The organism is Qipengyuania gelatinilytica, from assembly GCF_019711315.1.
Taxonomy (GTDB): domain Bacteria; phylum Pseudomonadota; class Alphaproteobacteria; order Sphingomonadales; family Sphingomonadaceae; genus Qipengyuania; species Qipengyuania gelatinilytica.
In genome coordinates this window covers 241,904-262,371 of sequence record NZ_CP081294.1, presented here as the reverse complement: position 1 = coordinate 262,371, position 20,468 = coordinate 241,904, and the positions used below count along the sequence as shown (strand labels likewise).

The window sequence follows — 20,468 nt, the reverse complement described above, 5'->3', positions numbered from 1 at the left end:
TCAATACTCCTCCACCAGAACATCGGTGTAGAGTTCGCGCGGATCCGGCTCGGGCGAGTTTTCGGCGAAGTCCGCCGCTTCGCTCACCACCTTGCGGATGTCCTTGTCGATGGCTTTCAAGTCTTCCTCGCTGCTGCCCTGTTCGATGAGGGCCTTCTTCAGGCCCTCGATGGGATCCTTGTGTTCCTTGACGTCCTGCACTTCCTCGCGCGTGCGGTATTTGGCGGGGTCGGACATCGAGTGGCCGCGGTAGCGGTAGGTCTCGCATTCCATCAGCACCGGTCCCCTGCCCTCGCGCACATGCTTGAACGCGATTTCAGCGGCCTGGCGCACTTCGAGTACGTCCATGCCGTTGACCTTCATTCCCGGAATGCGGAAGGCGGTGCCGCGGCGGTAGAATTCGGTTTCCGCGCTGGAGCGGCCGACAGCGGTACCCATTGCGTACTGGTTGTTCTCGACCACGAAAACGATGGGCAGCTTCCAGAGCGACGCCATGTTGAAGGTCTCGTAGACCTGGCCCTGGTTGGCAGCACCGTCCCCAAAGTAAGCAAGGCAAAGCCCACCATCGTCATTGTACTGATGCGCGAGCGCCAGACCGCCGCCAAGCGCGACCTGCGCGCCGACGATGCCGTGACCGCCGTAGAACTTATGCTCGGTCGAGAACATGTGCATCGACCCGCCCTTGCCCTTGGAGATGCCAGCTTCGCGGCCCGTGAGCTCGGCCATGATGACCTTGGGATCGATACCATAGGCGAGCATGTGTCCGTGGTCGCGATAGCCGGTGATCACGCTGTCGAGACCTTCGCTCAAGGCAGACTGCAGACCGACGGCAACTGCTTCCTGGCCAATGTAGAGGTGGCAAAAGCCGCCGATGAGGCCGAGACCATACAATTGGCCGGCGCGTTCCTCGAAACGGCGGATGAGCAGCATCTGTTCGTAGAACGACTGCATCTGTTCGGTAGAGGCGTCGAACCGCTTGTTCTTCTCGAACTCCTCCTGGAGCGAGTGGAGCGCGAATTCGGGGTTTTCTGCGGGGCTGCGAGGAGCCTTCTTGTTCGGGGCCTTGGCCAAGATGTCTTGTCCCTTTTCCTTACGGGGAATTCTCTCTGACCGCGCCTATAGGCACAGCCTAGCAGGCAGCGCAACGGGGCGTGCCATCTGCATACGAAAACCTTACGGAAAAGCGGGGGTTCCGCCCGATTAGTCGTCGAGCCTGATGACGACTTCGTCGGGGTGGACGACATTGAGCTGGCTGCGAAGCAGTTCGCCTACCATGTCCGGATCGGCATGGTCGGGATGCAGCAGCTTAACCTTGTTTTTCAGCGCAGCCTCTTCCTTCTGCAGCGCCGCCAGCTGGGCCTCACGCTGGTCGAGCAACCTCAGGTTCTCGCTCCATGCGAGCAATCCCGAGGGGCCGGCAATGCCAAACCCGCCAAGAAAGAGCAGCACGACGAGCGCAGCATTCTGCGTCGTCTTCGCTTTCCGTCCGAGATCGAGTCTGCCCCTGCGCGCCATAAACCCTACAGAATCACAGTTAACTCCCGTGCGCAAGGGGAAAACTCCGGCCTGGCGTGCGTGCGGGACCGCTTGCCCTTCCCGCCCGTTGAAACCTTGACACAGCGCGACCCTTCCCATATTTGGTTTCTATTGAAACTATATTGAACCCAGAGGAACCCAATGCCTGATCTCTTCGAAAACCCCATCGGTCTCGACGGCTTTGAATTCGTCGAATTTTGTGCCCCCGAAAAAGGCAAGATCGAACCGGTATTCGAAGCCATGGGCTTCACGCATGTTGCCACGCATCGCTCGAAAGACGTCCACCTCTGGCGCCAGGGCGGCATCAACCTGATCCTCAACTACGAACCGCGCAGCGCCGCATGGTTCTTCGCCCGCGAGCATGGTCCCTCTGCCTGCGGAATGGGCTTCCGGGTGCGTGACGCGAAACAGGCTTACGAAGAGCTTCTCAGGCGCGGTGCAGAACCCGTGTCGGTGGAAACCGGCCCGATGGAACTGCGCATCCCGGCCATCCGCGGCATCGGCGGCGCAATCGTCTACCTCATCGATCGTTATGCCGAGAAGGGCGAGGACAACCTGTCGATCTACGACATTGACTTCGAATATCTCGATGGCGTCGAAAAATGGCCAAAGGGTGCCGGCTTCAACGTGATCGATCACCTGACCCACAACGTCTACAACGGCCGCATGAAGTATTGGGCGGATTACTACGAGACGCTTTTCAACTTCCGCGAAATCCGCTTCTTCGACATCAAGGGCGAATATACCGGCCTCACCTCGAAGGCGCTGACCGCGCCCGACGGCAAGATCCGCATCCCGCTCAACGAGGAAGGCGATGGCGGCAAGGGCCAGATCGAGGAGTTCCTGCGCGAATTCAACGGCGAAGGCATCCAGCATATCGCGCTGATCTGTGATGACCTCGTGCAGTGCTGGGACAACCTCAAGCAGCTGGGCGTCCCGTTCATGACCGCCCCGCCCGAAACCTATTACGAGATGCTCGACGAGCGCCTGCCCGACCACGGCGAACCTGTTGACGAGCTCAAGATGCGCGGCATCCTGCTCGACGGCACCACCGAAGGCGGCCACCCCCGCCTTCTCCTGCAGATCTTCGCAGAAGCGCAGGTCGGCCCGGTCTTCTTCGAATTCATCCAGCGCAAGGGTGACGAAGGCTTCGGCGAAGGCAACTTCAAGGCACTGTTCGAAAGCATGGAACGCGACCAGATCAAGCGCGGCGTGCTCGAAGTCGCAGAGAAGGAACCTGCCGAATGAGCAAAGTTGCCGAACACCCCGTGAAACTGGGCGGCGTCCACCACGCCGCCTACCGCTGCAAGGACGCCAAGGAGACCGTCGAATGGTACGGCAAGGTCCTTGGCATGGAATACACGACCGCCTTTGCAGAGGACCACGTGCCTTCGACCGGGGAGTACGATCCCTACATGCACGTCTTCCTCGACGCGGGTAACGGCAACATCCTCGCCTTCTTCGAGCTGCCCAACCAAAAGGACATGGGCCGCGACGAGAACACGCCCGCATGGGTCCAGCACCTCGCTTTCAAGGTCGGCAGCGAAGAGGAACTGGTCGCAGCCAAGGAGCATATCGAAAGCCTCGGCATCGATGTGCTCGGCCCGACGCACCACGGCATCTTCAAGTCGATCTATTTCTTCGACCCGAACGGCCACCGTGTCGAGCTCGCCGCCGACATCGGCACTGACGAACAGTATGCCGAACTCAAGCGCGTTGCACCGGTGATGCTCGAGGAATGGAGCGAGACCAAGACGGCCCCGCGCCACGCCGATTGGCTGCACGAACTCGCCCGTAAGGAACACGGTCTCGGTTAATCCCCGCTAGGGGTGTTTTTCAGCGCTTAAGGAACCTGCTGCGGTGCACAACGTTGCCCCGCAAAGGGAGTTTTGCGTGAATTACATCGATACACTGCGCGGCCAGCTGCAGGAAATGGGTGAAGGGTTTGTCGAGACCCTGCCCAGCCTCGCCATCGCACTGTTCATCGTCCTGATCACCTGGATTGCAGCGCGCTTTGCCGTGCGCATTTCGGATATGATCGTCGGGCGGACAGAAATCCGGACCAGCCTGAAGCATTTGGTCGACACACTCGTACGGCTGACGATATGGATCATCGGCCTGTTCGTTGCAGCCATCGTGGTCATGCCCGACCTCACGCTGGCAAGCCTCCTGGCCGGCCTCGGTATCGGTGCCGTCGCGATCGGGTTCGCCTTCCAGGATATCTTCGAGAATTTCTTCGCCGGCATCCTCATCATGCTGCGCGAGAAAATGCGCATTGGTGACATCATCGAATGCGAGGGGATCACCGGCAAGGTGGAGCATATCACCCTGCGCGAAACGCATGTCCGCAAGCTTTCCGGCGAATTGACCGTCGTGCCCAACTCGATCCTCTTCAAGAACCCGGTCGAAATCCTGACCGATGTGGACCAGCGCCGTCACGACGTGGTGATCGGCGTATCCTACGATACGAACCTCGATCATGCCGCCGACGTCATTCGCCGCGCGGTCGAAAATTGCGAAGGCGTCCTCGCCACCAAGGGCATCGATATCTTCGCGCAGGAGTTCAATTCCAGCTCGGTCGATTTCATGGTCCGCTGGTGGGCCGGTTCAACGCCTCGCGCCAAGTGGGAAACACGCGACAAGGTCGTGCGTGCAATCAAGGCCGCACTCGATGAAGCAGGGATCGAAATCCCGTTCCCCTATGTCACGCACACGTTCAAGGAAACGGTGCCTGTCAGCACCCTAGGTGACAGCAGCAAGCCTACGCCCTAAAGGTTGCAAACAGAAACGGAGGCACAGGGGCTTGCCCCTGCCCTTCCCGATCTGCGCAGAGGGAGAGAAGGCATGGAAATTCTGCAGACACCACCGGAACGCTTCAAGGACATTCCGGACTATCCCTTTGCTGAAAACTGGATCGAGATCGATCTTGGCAACGGGCAGACGGCGCGCCAGCACTACGTCGACGAGGGGGACAAATCCGCGCCGCCGGTCTTGCTCTTCCATGGCGAACCGAGCTGGTCGTTTCTCTACCGCAAGATGATCCCGATCCTTGCCGATGCCGGTTTCCGCGTCCTCGCCCCGGACCTCATCGGCTTTGGCAAGAGCGACAAGCCCGACGACATCGAGTTCTTTACCTATGCCCGCCATGTCGACTGGCTGAAACAATGGCGAACAGCGGTCGAACCGCGTCCGGCAGCACTGTTTTGCCAGGACTGGGGCGGTTTGCTGGGCTTGCGCATGGTCGCCCATGATCCAGACCTCTTCGCGTGCGTGGTGGCGAGCAATACCTTCCTCCCTGCTGGCGGAGCGCCCTCGCCCGCTTTTCTCGCTTGGCGCGAATTCGCCAAGACATCTCCCGACTTCAAGATCGGCCCCCTCCTCGACCGCGCAACCCAGACGCCTCTGACCGAGGCAGAGATTGCCGCCTATGACGCCCCCTTCCCGGATGAGCCTTCCAAAGCCGCCGCACGGGCCTTTCCGGCTCTTGTGCCGGCGGAAGACGGAATGCCCGGTGTCGAGGACAACAAGGCCGCCTGGCCCGCGCTGGCAGCCTATGACAAGCCGTTCCTGACACTGTTCGGCGACGAGGATCCTATCACCAGGGGCAGCGAGAAATTCCTGATCGATCGGATTGCCGGAGCAGCAGGCCTCGATCACAGGACGCTGAGCCCGTGCGGCCACTTCTGCCAGGAAGACCAGGCCCAAACGCTCTCGCAAGGCGTGATCGACCTGGCCCGCAAGGCCGGTCACCTGAAGTGATCGAGCACGGGCGGCTGAGCCGCACACAGGAATATCTCCTTGCTGTTGCGGCCGCGGTCGTCACCGCGAATGCCTATTACATCCATCCGATCATCGGAGATGTTGCCGAGCATTTCGGCGTGAGCGACACCCGGATCGGCCTCGTCCCTGCCCTCAACCAGCTGGCACTCGCGGTGGGCATCCTGCTGCTCCTGCCCTTGGGCGATCGCTATTCCAACAAGCGGCTGACCATAATTTTCGCGACCGGGCAGACAGCGTCGCTGGCCCTGATGACGGTGGCTCCGGGCTTTGCGGGATTTACCGCCGGCTCGACCCTGCTCGGCTTCTTCACCATCGCGCCATACCTGTTGCCTGCTTACGCGTCGAAACGCGTCGCGCCCGAGAGGCTTGGACAAGTCACGGCACTCCTCACCGCCGGGGTCATCCTCGGCATCCTTGTTGCCCGTGTCGGGGCAGGATGGATCGCAGAGCACTACGGCTGGCGAACCGTCTACTGGATTGCGACCAGCCTGATGATTGCCGTTACCCTGGCGCTGCCACGGCTGATGGAAGGCGGTGAACGCGAATCCGCCCGCGTACCCTATTGGCCACTGGTCTTTTCCGTGTTCGGCATCGCAAGGAAGCACCCGGAGGTGCTCCTTTCGGGAGCGATCCAGGCATTGAATTTCGCCCAATTCATCGCGCTGTGGCTCGCCCTCGCCCTCTACCTGACTGCGCCGCCGATGAATTATGGGACCGATGTAGTGGGCTATCTGGCCGCCCTTGCCGCGGTCAGTATCCTTTCGACCCCGAGGTTGGGCCGCTGGGCCGACAAGGTCGGGCCGCGAAGGGCTCGCTTCATTCTCGCCTTGGTGCAGCTCGCAGGAATTTCACTGTTCTATCCGCTCGGGGGTTCCCTCTGGGGACTCGTGGTCCCGCTGGTCCTCGTCAATCTCGTCGGGCCGGGCGTCGACGTTACCGGCAGGATGACGTTCCTGTTGCTGGCCCCCGATCTCAGGACCCGTCTGACGACCGCCTACGTCGTGATCATGTTTATCGGCGGGGGCATCGGGAGCTTCCTCGGCACAGCGGTGTACGACATGGCCGGATGGGCCGGCGTCTGTGCCCTGCTCGTGATGTCCACAACGGTCCTTTCCAGCCTCTGCTGGCTGGGGACAAGGCTCGGCAAATAGGGAAAATGGTGCGCCCGACAGGATTCGAACCTGTGGCCCCCAGATTAGGAATCTGGTGCTCTATCCGACTGAGCTACGGGCGCCCCGGTCGCACGCTATAACGGCTCGCGCCGCAGAAACAATCAGTTGAGTTTGTCAGGCTCTGCAATGGGGAAAAGGATCGGCGCCACCGAAATTCCCTCGGAGGCCAGTTCCTCGGCTTCCTTCTTGGTCGCCTTGCCGTGGATCGGAGCCTCTTCCTTCTCGCCATAGTGTTGCGAGCGGGCTTCGTCGGCGAACTTTTCGCCTACCCATGTGCTGCTCTCGAGCGCTTTTGCCTGCGCCTTGGCGAGCTGCTTCAATGCCTCTTCGACCTGCGGCGGCATCGGGGCGTTTGAAAGCTGCGCTTCCTTACCGGCTTTCGGCGTTTCCTGCGTATTGCCTTTCGCACCCACGGCAGGGGCCATAGGCGCCTTGCCTACCGTCTTGCTGCCGCATTCCGGGCAATCGACCAGCCCCCGTTCGCGCTGGCTTTCATAGTCAGCGGACGAGCCGAACCAGCCTTCGAATCGATGGCCATTGTCGCAGTGGAGGTCGAACACGATCATGACGGGCTATTTGGCGATTTTCCGGCGGTTCGCAAGGCTCGGCACCTGGCTGCGCACCTCCGAAATCCGGGAAAGATCTATATCCGCAAATGCCAATCCGGGCTCATCCCCGCCCATATCGAGGAAAACGTCTCCCCAAGGGTCGATGACGAGGCTGTGGCCGTAGGTTCGACGTCCATCTTCATGCTCGCCCACCTGAGCCGCCGCGACCACGAAAGCGCTCGCCTCAATTGCGCGGGCACGCAACAAGGTATGCCAATGCGCCTTACCTGTCGGCACGGTGAAAGCGGCAGGGATGGCGATCGTATCGCAGCGCCTCGCGCCCAATTCTTCGAACAGGGCCGGGAAACGCATGTCGTAACAGATGGCGAGGCCAAGTCTGCCGACAGGGGTGTCCTCTAGCGTCACGGCGCCATTGCCAGCCTCGTAAGCGTTCGATTCACGCCAGCTTTCGCCCGTATCCAGATCGACATCGAACATGTGGATCTTGTCATATGTCGTCGGCCTTGCACCCTCTTGAGGTGGAAAGACGAATGAGCGGTTGGCCCATTTCCCGTTCGACAGTGCGACGGCCATTGAACCGATGGCCAGATGCAACCGCGTGTCGATCGCAAGCCTGGCAAGACGGCCGGCAAAATCCGCTTCGGTATGCTCCACCTTTGGAGCAGCGCGCTTTCGATCGCGATCGAGGAGGAGGGACATTTCGGGGGTAAAGAGCATGTGCGCCCCGCCCTCGCTCGCCCGCCTTGCGGCATCTTCGATGGTCGCGAAATTCTGCTCGGGATCAATGCCCGATGTCATTTGCAGAACGGCAATGCGGGTCATTCAGCCCTCGAGGAGCGGGTCGAGCTTGCCCTCTCGCTCCAGTGCGGCAAGCTCATCCGAGCCACCCACATAGGTGTCCCCGATGAAGATCTGCGGAACGGTGCGGGCATTGGGCGCGCGCTCGAGCATTTCATCACGCTTGGGGCCGCCCATGGTGATGTCATGTTCTTCGTAAAGCGCGCCCTTCTGGTCGAGCAGCGCCTTGGCACGATAGCAAAATCCGCAGCCGAACTTGGTGTAGATGTCGATGTGCGGTTGGCTCATGGAATTCCCTTTGGTCTGGACCGTGTCTGGAGCGCTTGAATGCCTATGGCAAGCGCCTATCTTGGTTCTGTCGCCGCATGGTGCGGTGATGCGGGAGCGCCGCTTACGGGCTCCCATTACATACTCAAATTGCTCACAGGAGGATTTGTTTCGATGAACCGTTTTGACACTACCCCCTATCGTCGTTCGACCGTCGGCTTCGATCGCCTTTTCGACCTGATGGAACGCCAGGCGCGCAACGCCGGCGGCGACAATTACCCCCCTTTCAACATCGAGCGTCGTGACGAAGACCAGTACCGCATCACGCTTGCGGTTGCCGGTTTCCGTGCGGAAGACCTCGATATCACCGCGCAGCAGAACCTGCTGACGATCCAGGGCCGCAAGCGCGACGACCAGCCCGATGGCGAGATGCTGCATGTCGGCATCGCCAATCGCGGGTTCGAGCGCCGCTTCGACCTTGCGGATTATGTCCGCGTCGAGAACGCAGACTTGCGCGATGGCATGCTGGTGATCGACCTCGTCCGCGAAGTCCCCGATGCCATGAAGCCCAAGAAGATCATGATCGGCGACCAGAAGCCGCTCGAAGTGATCGAGGGCGACAAGAAGGATGGGGAAAGCGCCGTCGCCTAAGCAGGCCCGACGCCAACCACAGCTGACAACGTAAAGAGGGCGGACCTCCAAGGAGATCCGCCCTCGCGACGACTAGCGCCGCCAAGCCCCGAATTCGGTCGTCCGGGTCGCAGAAGACAACCGGGTTCGAGACAAGCCCCACCGCTGGCGTGCGCAGCGAAAAATATTACGCGACTCAAGGACTTCGGTGTCCCCGAGCCAGTTGCGTTCTGCAACAGATATAACAAAAGATAAAGGGACGGCGCGGGTGGGTGCGCGCCGGTCCTGTCGCACCATTACAAAGTGCGAAAAACCGATGTAACAATTACAATCGTTTACGGTCCGGCGCTTTGTCGAAATTTTTTTAGACGAGACGCGCCTGCTCGAGTGCAGCACCGATGAATCCGGCAAAAAGCGGGTGCGGATCAAAGGGTTTGGACTTCAGTTCCGGGTGGAACTGCACGCCGACGAACCAGGGGTGATCCGGACGCTCCACGATCTCGGGCAGCAGGCCGTCCGGCGACATGCCGGAGAAGATCAGGCCCTGCTTTTCGAGCGGTTCGATGTATTTGCCGTTCACCTCGTAGCGATGGCGATGGCGCTCCTCGATCTCGGTCACGCCGCCATAGATCTGCGAAACATGGCTGTTGGCAGCCAGCTTCGCATCATAGGCACCAAGACGCATCGTACCGCCAAGGTCACCGCCAGCTTCGCGCTTCTGCAGGCCTTCTTCGGTCATCCATTCGGTGATGATGCCGACGACCGGCTCGCTTGTAGCTCCGAACTCGGTCGAGCTTGCCTTGTCGAAACCGGCATTCCTGGCACCCTCGATGCAGGCCATCTGCATACCGAGACAGATACCCAGGAACGGGACCTTGCGTTCACGGGCAAAGCGGACGCTGGCGATCTTGCCTTCGCTGCCGCGCTCGCCGAAACCGCCGGGCACGAGGATACCATGCATCGGTTCGAGCTGGGCGGCGATATCGCTATCGTCCTGCTCGAATACCTCGGCGTCGATCCACTTGATGTTGACCTTCACACGATGCGCCATGCCGCCATGGACAAGCGCTTCGTTGAGCGACTTGTAGGCGTCCTGCAGGCCGACATACTTGCCCACCACGCCGATCGTGACTTCGCCTTCCGGATTGGAGTGGCGATCCACGACATCGTACCAGCGTGACAGGTCGGGCTCGGGTGCATCGGTGATGCCGAAACCGCGAAGCACCTCGGTATCGAGTCCTTCCGCGTGATACTGGAGCGGGACCGAATAGATCGAAGGCGCATCGAGTGCCGGAATGACGGCTTCCTTGCGCACGTTGCAGAAGTTGGCGATCTTCTGGCGCTCGCCATCGGGAATGGGATGCTCGGCGCGGCACAGCAGCACATCGGGCTTGATACCAAGGCTCGCGAGTTCGCGGACCGAGTGCTGGGTCGGCTTCGTCTTCAGCTCGCCCGCGGCAGCGATATAAGGCACCAGCGTCACGTGGACGCTGAGCGACTGCATCGGCTCGAGCTCGTTACGCAGCTGGCGGATTGCTTCCATGAACGGAAGGCTTTCGATGTCGCCGACAGTGCCGCCGATCTCGCACAGGATGAAATCGTGATCGTCCTGACCTGCGAGCGCGAATTCCTTGATCGCGTCGGTGACGTGCGGAACGACCTGCACAGTCGCACCGAGATAGTCGCCGCGGCGCTCCTTGGCGATGATCTGCTGGTAGACGCGGCCGCTGGTGATGTTGTCGCCCTGATGCGCCGAGACGCCGGTGAAGCGCTCGTAGTGGCCGAGATCGAGGTCGGTTTCCGCCCCGTCATCAGTCACATAGACCTCGCCATGCTGATACGGGGACATCGTACCCGGATCGACATTGAGGTAGGGATCGAACTTACGAATGCGGACCTTGTAGCCACGCGCCTGGAGGAGGGCAGCAAGCGATGCTGCCATGAGACCTTTGCCAAGCGAGGAGACCACGCCGCCGGTGATGAAAATATACCGCGCCATGGGAGTCGGGCCTTAAGCGTGGGGGTTGAGTCGGCGCAAGGGAAAAGGCGCGCAAAAAAGCACGCCATCCACAGGGCGCTTGCGAATGTGTCTGTCCGGGAGGCCTAGTTGGCCAGCGGATCGTCCGACGGAGTGGCCGGTTCTGCGCCGCCAGCAGGTGCAGCAGGCGCGCCGCCAAGCGGATCGTAATCCGCAGCCGGAGCAGCTTCCGTGTCACCCCCGAGCGTGGTCTCGACCGTACCGCCGGCACCTTCGACTGCCATCGCGGCGAGTACGATCGAAAGCACTACGAATGCCACGGCCAGCCACTTGGTCGAACGGGTCAGGAAATCGGCCGCACCACGTGCGCTCATCATGCCGTTGGGGCTGCCACCGATGCCAAGGCCACCGCCTTCGCTACGCTGCATCAGGATTACCGCCACGAGTGCGGCAGCGACGATCGCCTGGAGGACGGTGAAAAAGAGGAACATGGGTGCAAACTCAATCGTGTTACTGTGTGCACCGCGCATCTAGGCGCGATGTGTCAAAACGGCAAGGTTCAGGCCTCTTCGGTTTCCGAGGCTGCGACCACGATGCCGAGGAAGCTTTCCGCGCTGAGGCTGGCACCGCCCACGAGGGCTCCGCCAACTTCTTCGGTCGAGAGGATTTCGCGGGCGTTCTCGGGATTGACCGAACCGCCGTAAAGGATGCGAACCTGGGCTGATGCCTCTTCACCGTAGGTCTCGTCGAGCAGGCCGCGGATGGCTTTGTGCATCGCCGCGATATCCTTGGTCGTGGCGGTGCGGCCCGTACCGATCGCCCAGATCGGCTCGTACGCAACCGTGAGGCGCTCTGCGGCATCGTCGATCTTCGGCAGGCTTGCCTTGAGCTGCTTGAGAACGAAGGCCTCGGCCTCGCCTGCATCACGCGTCTCGAGGCTTTCACCGCAGCACAGGATGATGCGCAGGCCGGCTTCGAGGGCGCTTTCGATCTTCTCGTTGATCAGCTTGTTAGTTTCGCGGTGGTCTCCGCGACGCTCGCTATGCCCGAGGATCACGAACTTCGCGCCGGCGTCGGCCAGCATCGCTGCCGAAATGTCGCCGGTGTGCGGTCCGTCTGCACCCGGATGACAATCCTGCGCGCCGACCCCGATCTGCTCCGCCTCGCGGTGCACGGCGTGGATAAGCGTATAGGGCGGCGCCACGGCAACTTCTGCCTTCATGTAGCGCTGGGCGGCGCGATCGATCGCGCGCGCTTCGGACAGCATTGCCCGCGTTCCGTGCATTTTCCAATTGCCTACGATGTAGGGCCGGTCGGACATAAAGCTTCCTGTTCGTGAATCTCAATTCGGCGGAGGGCGCTATATAGGGGCTAAGAGCGCGACCGCCAGTCGTGTTTGTTTCTGCACCAAAACCGGACGGGACCTGTTGCGGGGAGGTCGCAGGGCGGATAAAGCGCGCTGCTCAATCGCAAACGTGCAGCCTTCCATCCGGAAAGTCGTGCGCCCCTAAGCACCGAAAAGGCCTCTCCGCAAGCCATGCTCACATTCTTCCGCAATTTCTTCAAATCGAAGATCGGCCTCGCCATCACTCTGGCTTTTCTCGGCCTGATCGGATTCGCTTTTGCCAGCATGGACGTTTCCAATACCGGGGCGTTCGGCGGTGTGGCAGGCGGTGACAGTGTGGCCGTGGTCGGTGACAAGAAAATCGGCACTGCCGAGTTCCAGCAGGCGGTGAACGACGCGCTTGCAGAAGCACGCCGCGAAAATCCCGAAATCACGATGGAGCAGCTCCTCGCGAACGGCGGCATCGACCGAATCCTCGACGACCTCATCGATCGCTACACCCTGATTGCTTGGGGCGAGGAAAACGGGTTCAGCGCAGGTGACAACCTGGTGAACTACCTCATCCGCGATCTCCCGGGCGTGCGCGGACCGGAGGGCGAATTCGACCAGGCAGCCTACGCTGCCCTCCTCCAGCAGGCTCAGCTGACAGACGCGGAAGTTCGCAGCCAGATCCGCACCAGCCTTTTCGAACAGCAGGCAATCGGCGCTTCGGTCTCGGGTGCGAAACTGCCCGAGAAACTCGCACTCGCCTATGCGCGCACATTCAAGGAGCGCCGCAGCGGGGCAATCGCGACCATTCCGGCCGGTCTCTTCATCCCGACCGAGACACCGAGCGACGAAGTCCTCGCAGAATTCTACAATGACCAGAAGTCGCGATTCGTGCGGCCCGAACGCCGCGTGCTGCGCTATGCCACTTTCGGCAGCGAGGCGCTCGGCGACAGCATTCTCCCCACGGACGAAGAGATCGCTGCCTATTATGAAAGCAATCAGGACCAGTACGCGGCGGGCGAAGATCGCACATTCACCCAGTTGATCGTTGCCACCCGTGAGGGTGCCGAAGCGATTGCAGCCCGCGTGAATGCTGGCGAGACCATTGCACAGGCCGCCGCAAGCGCCGGCTTCGCCACCACGCAAATCGAAGGCGTGACGCGCGAGGCACTTCTTGAACAGGTTGCCGGTTCGGGCAATGTGGTCGAAGCCTATTTCAGCGCGCCCCAGGGATCGCTGACCACGCCGGCGCGCAGCTCGCTCGGCTGGCATATTGCCCGCGTCGACAACGTTACCCAGATCCCGGCACGCAGCCTGGCGCAAGCCCGTGACGAAATCGCCGAAACCCTTGGCCAGGAGAAGCGCGAACGCGGCATCGCCGAGCTGGCCGTTTCGACCGAAGACCGCCTTGCCGATGGTGCCTCGCTGGTATCGATCGCGGAAGAGTTCGGGCTCGATCTCCAGACCACCGCTCCGATCACGGCTCGCGGTGTAGTCTACGGGACGCCGCAGCGCGTCGATCCGGTCCTCGCGCCAGCCCTGACCCTCGCCTTCCAGATTGGCGAAGGTCAGCCGGAAATCGGTGCCCTGCCCGACGGTGAGACATTCATCCTTTACGAGGTGGCCGATATCGCCCCGTCTGCGGCAGCCCCGCTTTCCGAAATCCGCGACGAAGTGACGGCGGAATGGCGCCGTGTCCGCGGCAACGAACTGGCAGAAGCAGCAGCAGCTCGCATCGTGAAGCGCGTCGAAGAAGGACGTACCCTCGCGCAAGCCGTGGCAGCCGAGGAGGCAGCAATCCCTGCTCCCGATCAGGTCGAGTACACGCGCGAGCAGCTGGCACGCCTGCAGGGACAGAACGTGCCCACGCCGGTGGCTTTGATGTTCGGCATGGCAGAAGGCTCAACCAAGAAGCTGGACGGCACCAACGACCAGGGTTGGTTTGTGGTCGATCTGGAATCGATCAGCTTCGATGAACTGGTGGAAGACGATCCGCTTATCGAAATCGCCAGGGCGCAGGTTGGCCAGAACTGGAGCGGTGAATATGCCGCCCAGCTTCGTACGGCGATGCGCGAATCGATCGGTGTCGAACGCAATCCGGATGCAATCGCAGCCGTTCGCCGCCAGCTCCTCGGCGAAAACAACTGAGGCCGCGCTTGGCTGGCCAACTCGAAGGCCGCGCAAGGGCGCTAGAGGCACTCGCTAGCGGGCGCCCCGCCCTCGTATGGCGGCGGCTGGTTGCAGATATGGTGACCCCGGTCGGCACCGCCGCGCAGCTGATAGAAGAGGGTCGTGGCGACTTCCTGCTCGAATCCGTCGAGGGCGGCGAAGTCCGCGGGCGGTACAGCCTGCTCGGTCTCGATCCCGACCTCGTCTTTCGCGCGCAGGGCGACACGGCTGAAGTCAATCGCCAGTGGCAATACGATCGGGATGCGTTCGAAACGCAGGAGTATCCAACCCTCCAGGCGTTACGCTCCTTGCTTGCGGACTGCCGGATCGATGTCCCAGAAGGTCTCCCGCCTGCACTTGCCTGCCTGGTGGGATATTTCGGCTACGAAACGATCGGGCTGGTCGAGAAACTGCCGCGTGCAGGGACACAGGCACTCGACGTGCCCGACATGCTCTTCACGCGCCCGACGGTTCTTCTCGTCTTCGATAGCCTGAGCGACGAACTATATTGCATCGCGCCTGTATGGGCAGGCCGTGAGGATGCCGAAGCGCAGCTGACCCGTGCCGAGGAAAGGATCGACAGCACCCTATCGCGCCTGACTTCCCATCAGGCGGCACTGTCTGCGCATGACGAAAACTACAGTGATCCCGACCCGCAGCCGGTCATGGCCTCTGAAGACTATGCCGCGATGGTTATGCGGGCCAAGGAATATATCGCTGCGGGCGACATCTTCCAGGTCGTTCTGTCGCAGCGTTTCACTGCCCCCTTCGCCCTGCCTCCGATCGAGCTGTATCGCGCCCTTCGCCGCGTGAACCCCTCGCCGTTTCTCTATTTCCTCGACCTACTTGGATTTGCCGTGGTGGGTTCAAGCCCGGAAATCCTCGTTCGCGTTCGCGATGGTGAAGTCACCGTCCGGCCGATTGCCGGCACCCGTCCCCGTGGTCAATCGCCCGAAGAGGACAGGGCTGCGGAAGCCTCGCTTCTCGCAGACCCGAAGGAACGGGCCGAGCACCTCATGCTGCTCGATCTGGGACGCAACGATGTGGGCCGTGTTGCGAAGAGCGGAACGGTCACCGTCACGGACAGCTTCACCGTGGAAAGATACAGCCATGTCATGCACATCGTGAGCAATGTGGTGGGCAAGCTCGATCCTTCCCACGACGCGCTTGATGCACTGTTCGCAGGATTTCCCGCCGGAACTGTCAGCGGTGCCCCCAAAGTGCGGGCGTGCGAAATCGTTGCCGAGCTGGAGCCTGCAACGCGCGGCCCCTATGCGGGCGGCGTCGGTTACTTCGCACCGGACGGTTCGCTCGATAGCTGCATCGTCCTGCGCACCGCTGTCGTGAAGGACGGGACCATGCATGTGCAGGCCGGCGCGGGGATCGTCGCCGACAGCGATCCTGCCTATGAACAAAGAGAATGCGAAGCCAAGGCCGGTGCGCTATTCGCCGCAGCACGCGAGGCCGTCCGCCTCGCAAGGGAACCCGGTTACGGACAATGAAATACGCTTTTCTGGCATTGCCACTTCTTGCACTTACGGCATGCGAACCCGCTCCCGAAGGCGAGCCGGTTACCCGGACCCGTATCGACGGCAAAGCAGATCCTGCGCCTATGGCGACACCCTCGCCCGAAGCGACACAGGGCGGGAACATGCAGGTCGAAAGTGCCTGCCGCTCGATCATCTTCGAGGACACGCCGCTTACCCACTGCCTCGCGGTTCCCTCTCGTCACACGATCGCGACCGATCTGTCCCCTCCCGACGGGTCGCCCTACCGCAGCCTGTCCGCCTTCTCGCGCAATGAAGATGGCAAGACCATCGCCTTCGCGATGAATGCAGGCATGTATGACGACGAAGGCAATCCGATCGGCTATTTCGTCGAGAATTCGCAGCGCCTGCAGACGCTCAACACGAACGAGGGCTCGGGCAATTTCCACATGGATCCGAACGGTGTCTTCTACGGGTCGGACGGCGAGTGGGAGGTGCGCACGACTGCGGACTTCCTCGCCAATGTGACGGAACGCCCGCAATTCGGAACCCAGTCGGGTCCGATGCTGGTCATCGACGGAAAGCTGCACCCTGAATTTTCGCAGGATGGCGAATCGCGCCTGATCCGCAATGGCGTCGGCGTCGATGATCGCGGCCGTGCTCACTTCGTGATTTCGAACGGGCCGATCAGCTTCGGCAAGCTTGCCCGGTTCTTCCGCGACGTGCTCGAGGTGCAGAACGCACTCTACCTCGACGGAAACGTATCGGCCTTGTGGAACCCCGCCACCGAACGCCTCGATACCGGCGCACCGATCGGCCCCATCCTGGTGGTCAGGAAAAAGGACACGCCCGATGATTGATTACGAGCGCAGTTTGTACCCCGAGATAGAGCCTTACGAAACAGGCATGCTCGACGTGGGCGAAGGACATTCGCTCTATTACGAGCGCGTTGGCACTCCCGGAGCCAAGCCCGCGGTCTTCATGCATGGCGGCCCCGGTGGCGGCATGTCGCCCGCCCATCGCCGCCAATGGGATCCCGAACTTTACGACGTCCTGCTGTTCGACCAGCGGGGCTGCGGCAAGTCGCTCCCCTTCGCGGAGATCGAACATAACGATACCTGGCGCATCGTCGAGGACGTGGAAAAGCTGCGCGAGATGTGTGGCCACGAGAAATGGCAGGCCTTCGGTGGCAGCTGGGGCGCGACACTCGCCCTCGCCTACGCGCAGGCGCATCCCGATCGCGTTTCCGAAATCGTATTGCGCGGTGTGTTCCTCGCTCGGCAAAAGGAAAAGGACTGGCTCTACACCTATGGTGCGAGCGAGATCATGGCCGAACAATGGGACGATTTCTCGGGCCTGATCCCCGAGGACGAACGGGGCAACCTCGTGAAAGCTTATTACGAAAGGCTCACGAGCGACGACGAGCAGATCAGGCTCGCGGCAGCCAGGGAATGGTCCCTGTGGGAAGGCAATGTGGCCACCTTGCTACCCGACGAAGATCTGCTGGACAGCTTTGCCGATCCATCCAAGGCTGTCCCTTTTGCCCGGATTTGCGCGAAATTTTTCCTGGAAGACTTCTTCCTCGAGGAAGCGCAGCTGCTCAAGAACGTCGATCGCATCAAGCACATCCCGGGCATCATCGTTCAGGGTCGTCACGACATCTGCACCCCGCCGACCTCGGCCTGGGAACTGAAGAAGGCATGGCCCGAAGCGGAGCTGTGGATCGTCCACGATGCAGGTCATTCCGCGGGAGAGCCCGGCATCATCGACGGCCTTGTCCGGGCGACCGACAAGCTAGCCGGCAAGCAGGCGTGACCAGACTGGCAGCAATCCTTGCTTGAACCCTGCCGATACTGACGCCACACAGCCGCTCGAATGACTGACAGCCGATCCATCCTCGTAATCGACAATTACGACAGCTTTACCTTCAACCTCGTCCACTACCTGATGGAACTGGGGGCAGAGGTCGAGGTCGTGCGCAATGACGCCATTACGGCGCAAGAGGCGATCGACCGCGATGTGGCTGGCTACCTCATTTCACCCGGCCCCTGCACACCCAACGAGGCCGGGGTCAGCCTCGATCTGGTCGCTGCCTGTGAAGCGGCGAACAAACCGCTCCTCGGTGTCTGCCTCGGACATCAGGCGATTGGCCAGCATTTCGGTGGCAGCGTGGTGCGTGGCGGCCTGATGCATGGCAAGACCAGCGCCCTCGTACATGATGGAACAGGTGTGTTCGCCGGGCTGCCATCGCCTTACGAAGCCACGCGGTATCATTCGCTCGTTGTAGAGAATATTCCGGACTGCCTCGTCGTCAACGCGACCAGCGAGACGCCGGGTCTGGACGGCGCCAGCGTCATGGGCTTTCGCCACGCGGAACTTCCTATCCACGGCGTGCAATTCCATCCCGAGAGCATCGCGACCGAACACGGTCACGCCCTGCTCGCCAACTTCCTGAAAATCTGCGGTATCGAAGCCAAGGAGCCTGCGTGAAGACATTACCCTCTGCCGACACCCATCTTTCCGAGAGTGACGCGCATGAAGTCTTCGGCTGGATTCTCGATGGTGAAACCAGCGACGAGGCAATCGGTCGCTTTCTCGTCGAGATGTCCGCGCGTAGCGAAACCTCCGAGGAAATCGCCGGCGCCGCACGCGCCCTTCGCGAACGCCTTATCCCGATCGAGGCCCCAGAGGGGACTGTCGATTGCTGCGGTACGGGCGGTGACGGGCATCATACGCTCAATGTCTCGACGGCAGTCAGTCTCGTGGTGGCTGCCTGCGGTGTGCCTGTAGCAAAGCACGGCAATCGCGCCGCGAGCAGCAAATCGGGTGCGGCCGACACGCTCGAGGCGCTCGGGCTGGACATGGAAGCTGTAGGAAGAACCGCCGAAAAGACCTTGGCAGAGCTGGGAATTTGCTTTCTCTTCGCGAAGAATCACCATCCTGCAATGGGGCGGATCCAGCCAATTCGCCAGAAGCTCGGCGTCCGCACCATTTTCAACCTTATGGGCCCACTCTCGAACCCTGCGGGCGTGCAGCGGCAACTGATCGGGATCGCCCGTCCGGCCTATGTGCCGATCTATGCCGCAGCCAAAGCCAAGCTCGGAACCGAACGGACCTTCATTGCATCGGGAGACGAAGGGCTGGACGAGTTGAGCCTTGCCGGCGGCAACGAGCTCGCCGATGTGGCCGGTAACGATTTCGAGATGCGCCGCGTCAATGCGGTGCAGGCCAACCTTCCGCATTCCCCCGTCGAAGCGATCCGGGGCGGTGACCCGGCGCATAACGCAAAGGCCCTCGAGGCCCTGCTTTCGGGAACCCCCGGTCCCTATCGTGAAGCAGTCCAGTTCAACGCAGCGGCGACCTTGATCGTTGCCGGCAAGACCGACGATTGGGCCATCGGCGCCGAAATGGCAGGAGAAGCCATAGATTCCGGCAAGGCAAGGCAGCTGCTTGCCGACTGGATTGCGCTGGCGAAATGAACAAGCTCGAACAGATCTGCGCAACCAAGCGCGATGAAATTAAGTCGCGAAAGGCCGAACGCTCCCTTGCCGATCTCGAGGCACTTGCCGCAGAGCAAAGTGCACCGCGCGGCTTCAAGGCTGCCTTGGCCAAGGCGCAGGCAGAGGGCTTCGGCCTGATCGCCGAGATCAAGAAGGCCTCGCCCTCGAAAGGCCTGATCCGCGAGGATTTTCAACCCGCCGATCACGCACGGGCCTATGAGGCCGGCGGCGCGTCGTGCCTTTCCGTCCTGACCGATGCGCCATATTTCCAGGGCCACGAAGATTACCTGGTGAAGGCACGGGCAGCTTGCGCCCTGCCGGTCCTTCGGAAGGACTTCATGGTCGATCCGTGGCAGGTCGCCGAAGCACGGGCCATCGGTGCAGATGCAATCCTCATCATCGTCGCTGCTCTTGAAGACGGGGCAATGCGGGACATCGAAGCGGCCGCGCTCGAGTTCGGCATGGACGTCCTGGTCGAAGTGCACGATCGGAGCGAACTTGACCGGGTTCAGGCACTGACGTCACGGCTGATCGGTGTAAACAACCGCAATCTCAAGACCTTCGAAACCGATCTTGCCACGACGGAGGAGCTTGCGCAGCACGCTCCGGACGATGCCTTGCTGGTCGGAGAAAGCGGGATTTTCACCCATGCCGACTGTGTCCGCTTGAGCCAATCGGGCGTGCGTACTTTCCTCGTCGGCGAAAGCCTGATGCGCCAGGATGACGTCGCAGCGGCAACCCGGAGATTGCTCCATGGCTAAGCTCACCCATCTCGACGACAAGGGGGCAGCCCGCATGGTGGATGTCGGGGCGAAAGCAGTCACTGCCCGCACCGCGCTGGCGGAGGGCTACATCCGCATGAACGCGAAGGCGCTCAAGGCTCTCACCGACGGAACCCACCCGAAGGGCGACGCCATCGCCGCCGCCCGCATTGCCGGAATCATGGCCGCGAAGAAGACCGGCGAGCTTATTCCGCTCTGTCACCCCCTCGCCCTGGAAAGCGTAACCGTCGATTTCACAACCGAATCGGACGGGATCAGGGTTCGCAGCGAAGCTTCCCTGACCGGCAAGACTGGTGTCGAAATGGAGGCTATGACGGCAACGAGCATGGCACTCCTCACGCTATACGATATGGGCAAGTCGCTGGATAAAGGGATGCGCATCGAGGCCATCCGCCTCCTTGAGAAGACCGGAGGCAAGTCCGGAACCTGGCGAGCAGCGGACTGAAACGGGAACACCTGTTCTCCCG

The 20,468-nt window shown here is 61.4% G+C and carries 22 protein-coding genes and 1 tRNA gene; 14 read left to right on the top strand and 9 right to left on the bottom strand.

What is annotated here, in order from left to right:
• On the bottom strand, positions 1-1,071 hold the full coding sequence (gene pdhA, locus K3136_RS01305; protein ID WP_221431133.1) for a pyruvate dehydrogenase (acetyl-transferring) E1 component subunit alpha: 1,071 nt from the start codon (positions 1,069-1,071) through the stop codon (positions 1-3).
• A gap of 129 nt (positions 1,072-1,200) precedes the next feature.
• Positions 1,201-1,515 (bottom strand): FtsB family cell division protein, encoded by a 315-nt coding sequence (locus K3136_RS01300; protein WP_221431132.1) that lies wholly within the window; start codon positions 1,513-1,515, stop codon positions 1,201-1,203.
• A gap of 162 nt (positions 1,516-1,677) precedes the next feature.
• On the opposite strand from K3136_RS01300, the gene hppD reads away from it, so the two are divergent.
• The 5 genes from hppD (at position 1,678) to K3136_RS01275 (ending at position 6,467) form a co-directional block, all read left to right on the top strand.
• Entirely contained in the window at positions 1,678-2,784 is a 1,107-nt protein-coding gene (hppD, locus tag K3136_RS01295; protein WP_221431131.1) for a 4-hydroxyphenylpyruvate dioxygenase, read from the top strand.
• Complete coding sequence (locus tag K3136_RS01290) at positions 2,781-3,353, top strand: VOC family protein (RefSeq protein WP_221431130.1); 573 nt, start codon at positions 2,781-2,783, stop codon at positions 3,351-3,353. Before hppD ends, K3136_RS01290 begins: the two co-directional genes overlap by 4 nt.
• Before the next feature lie 76 nt (positions 3,354-3,429).
• A complete protein-coding gene (locus tag K3136_RS01285; protein WP_247711394.1) occupies positions 3,430-4,308 on the top strand; it encodes a mechanosensitive ion channel family protein in 879 nt (292 codons plus the stop codon).
• A 72-nt stretch (positions 4,309-4,380) separates the two neighbouring features.
• Positions 4,381-5,295: a haloalkane dehalogenase gene (locus K3136_RS01280; RefSeq protein ID WP_221431129.1), complete on the top strand. Its 915-nt coding sequence runs from the start codon at positions 4,381-4,383 to the stop codon at positions 5,293-5,295.
• Positions 5,292-6,467, top strand: coding sequence for an MFS transporter (locus tag K3136_RS01275; RefSeq protein WP_221431128.1), 1,176 nt, complete (start codon positions 5,292-5,294; stop codon positions 6,465-6,467). Before K3136_RS01280 ends, K3136_RS01275 begins: the two co-directional genes overlap by 4 nt.
• Positions 6,468-6,473: 6 nt before the next feature.
• Here the strand turns inward: K3136_RS01275 and K3136_RS01270 are convergent.
• The 4 genes from K3136_RS01270 to grxC form a co-directional block, all read right to left on the bottom strand.
• Positions 6,474-6,550 (bottom strand) — tRNA-Arg (locus K3136_RS01270).
• A gap of 39 nt (positions 6,551-6,589) precedes the next feature.
• Positions 6,590-7,054 carry a DUF1178 family protein gene (locus K3136_RS01265; protein WP_221431127.1) on the bottom strand — a complete coding sequence of 155 codons (465 nt, stop codon included), beginning with the start codon at positions 7,052-7,054 and terminating at the stop codon, positions 6,590-6,592.
• Between the two features lie 6 nt (positions 7,055-7,060).
• The gene (locus tag K3136_RS01260; protein ID WP_221431126.1) at positions 7,061-7,879 is read right to left on the bottom strand and encodes a carbon-nitrogen hydrolase family protein; all 819 of its coding nucleotides are present in this window, start codon (positions 7,877-7,879) and stop codon (positions 7,061-7,063) included.
• Positions 7,880-8,143, bottom strand: coding sequence for a glutaredoxin 3 (gene grxC / locus K3136_RS01255; RefSeq protein WP_221431125.1), 264 nt, complete (start codon positions 8,141-8,143; stop codon positions 7,880-7,882).
• Between the two features lie 153 nt (positions 8,144-8,296).
• On the opposite strand from grxC, the gene K3136_RS01250 reads away from it, so the two are divergent.
• Positions 8,297-8,773: an Hsp20 family protein gene (locus K3136_RS01250; protein ID WP_221431124.1), complete on the top strand. Its 477-nt coding sequence runs from the start codon at positions 8,297-8,299 to the stop codon at positions 8,771-8,773.
• A 343-nt stretch (positions 8,774-9,116) separates the two neighbouring features.
• On the opposite strand, the gene pyrG is transcribed toward K3136_RS01250, so the two are convergent.
• From pyrG to tpiA, 3 genes are all read right to left on the bottom strand, one after another.
• Positions 9,117-10,751 carry a CTP synthase gene (pyrG, locus tag K3136_RS01245; RefSeq protein WP_221431123.1) on the bottom strand — a complete coding sequence of 545 codons (1,635 nt, stop codon included), beginning with the start codon at positions 10,749-10,751 and terminating at the stop codon, positions 9,117-9,119.
• 104 nt (positions 10,752-10,855) lie between these two features.
• The gene (gene secG / locus K3136_RS01240; protein WP_221431122.1) at positions 10,856-11,221 is read right to left on the bottom strand and encodes a preprotein translocase subunit SecG; all 366 of its coding nucleotides are present in this window, start codon (positions 11,219-11,221) and stop codon (positions 10,856-10,858) included.
• 68 nt (positions 11,222-11,289) lie between these two features.
• The gene (tpiA, locus tag K3136_RS01235; RefSeq protein ID WP_221431121.1) at positions 11,290-12,051 is read right to left on the bottom strand and encodes a triose-phosphate isomerase; all 762 of its coding nucleotides are present in this window, start codon (positions 12,049-12,051) and stop codon (positions 11,290-11,292) included.
• 216 nt (positions 12,052-12,267) lie between these two features.
• Here tpiA and K3136_RS01230 point away from each other — a divergent pair, with 216 nt between their 5' ends.
• From K3136_RS01230 to moaC, 8 genes are all read left to right on the top strand, one after another.
• Complete coding sequence (locus tag K3136_RS01230) at positions 12,268-14,211, top strand: SurA N-terminal domain-containing protein (protein WP_221431120.1); 1,944 nt, start codon at positions 12,268-12,270, stop codon at positions 14,209-14,211.
• 98 nt (positions 14,212-14,309) lie between these two features.
• A complete protein-coding gene (gene trpE / locus K3136_RS01225) occupies positions 14,310-15,734 on the top strand; it encodes an anthranilate synthase component I (protein ID WP_247711496.1) in 1,425 nt (474 codons plus the stop codon).
• Entirely contained in the window at positions 15,731-16,579 is an 849-nt protein-coding gene (locus K3136_RS01220) for a phosphodiester glycosidase family protein (protein ID WP_221431118.1), read from the top strand. The genes trpE and K3136_RS01220 overlap by 4 nt, the downstream gene beginning before the upstream one ends.
• On the top strand, positions 16,572-17,534 hold the full coding sequence (pip, locus tag K3136_RS01215; RefSeq protein WP_221431117.1) for a prolyl aminopeptidase: 963 nt from the start codon (positions 16,572-16,574) through the stop codon (positions 17,532-17,534). Before K3136_RS01220 ends, pip begins: the two co-directional genes overlap by 8 nt.
• Before the next feature lie 60 nt (positions 17,535-17,594).
• Positions 17,595-18,209, top strand: a complete 615-nt coding sequence (locus K3136_RS01210) for an anthranilate synthase component II (protein WP_221431116.1) — start codon at positions 17,595-17,597, stop codon at positions 18,207-18,209.
• The gene (gene trpD / locus K3136_RS01205) at positions 18,206-19,198 is read left to right on the top strand and encodes an anthranilate phosphoribosyltransferase (protein WP_221431115.1); all 993 of its coding nucleotides are present in this window, start codon (positions 18,206-18,208) and stop codon (positions 19,196-19,198) included. Before K3136_RS01210 ends, trpD begins: the two co-directional genes overlap by 4 nt.
• Positions 19,195-19,980, top strand: coding sequence for an indole-3-glycerol phosphate synthase TrpC (gene trpC, locus K3136_RS01200; RefSeq protein ID WP_221431114.1), 786 nt, complete (start codon positions 19,195-19,197; stop codon positions 19,978-19,980). The genes trpD and trpC overlap by 4 nt, the downstream gene beginning before the upstream one ends.
• On the top strand, positions 19,973-20,446 hold the full coding sequence (gene moaC / locus K3136_RS01195) for a cyclic pyranopterin monophosphate synthase MoaC (protein ID WP_221431113.1): 474 nt from the start codon (positions 19,973-19,975) through the stop codon (positions 20,444-20,446). The genes trpC and moaC overlap by 8 nt, the downstream gene beginning before the upstream one ends.
• Positions 20,447-20,468 lie beyond the last annotated feature (22 nt).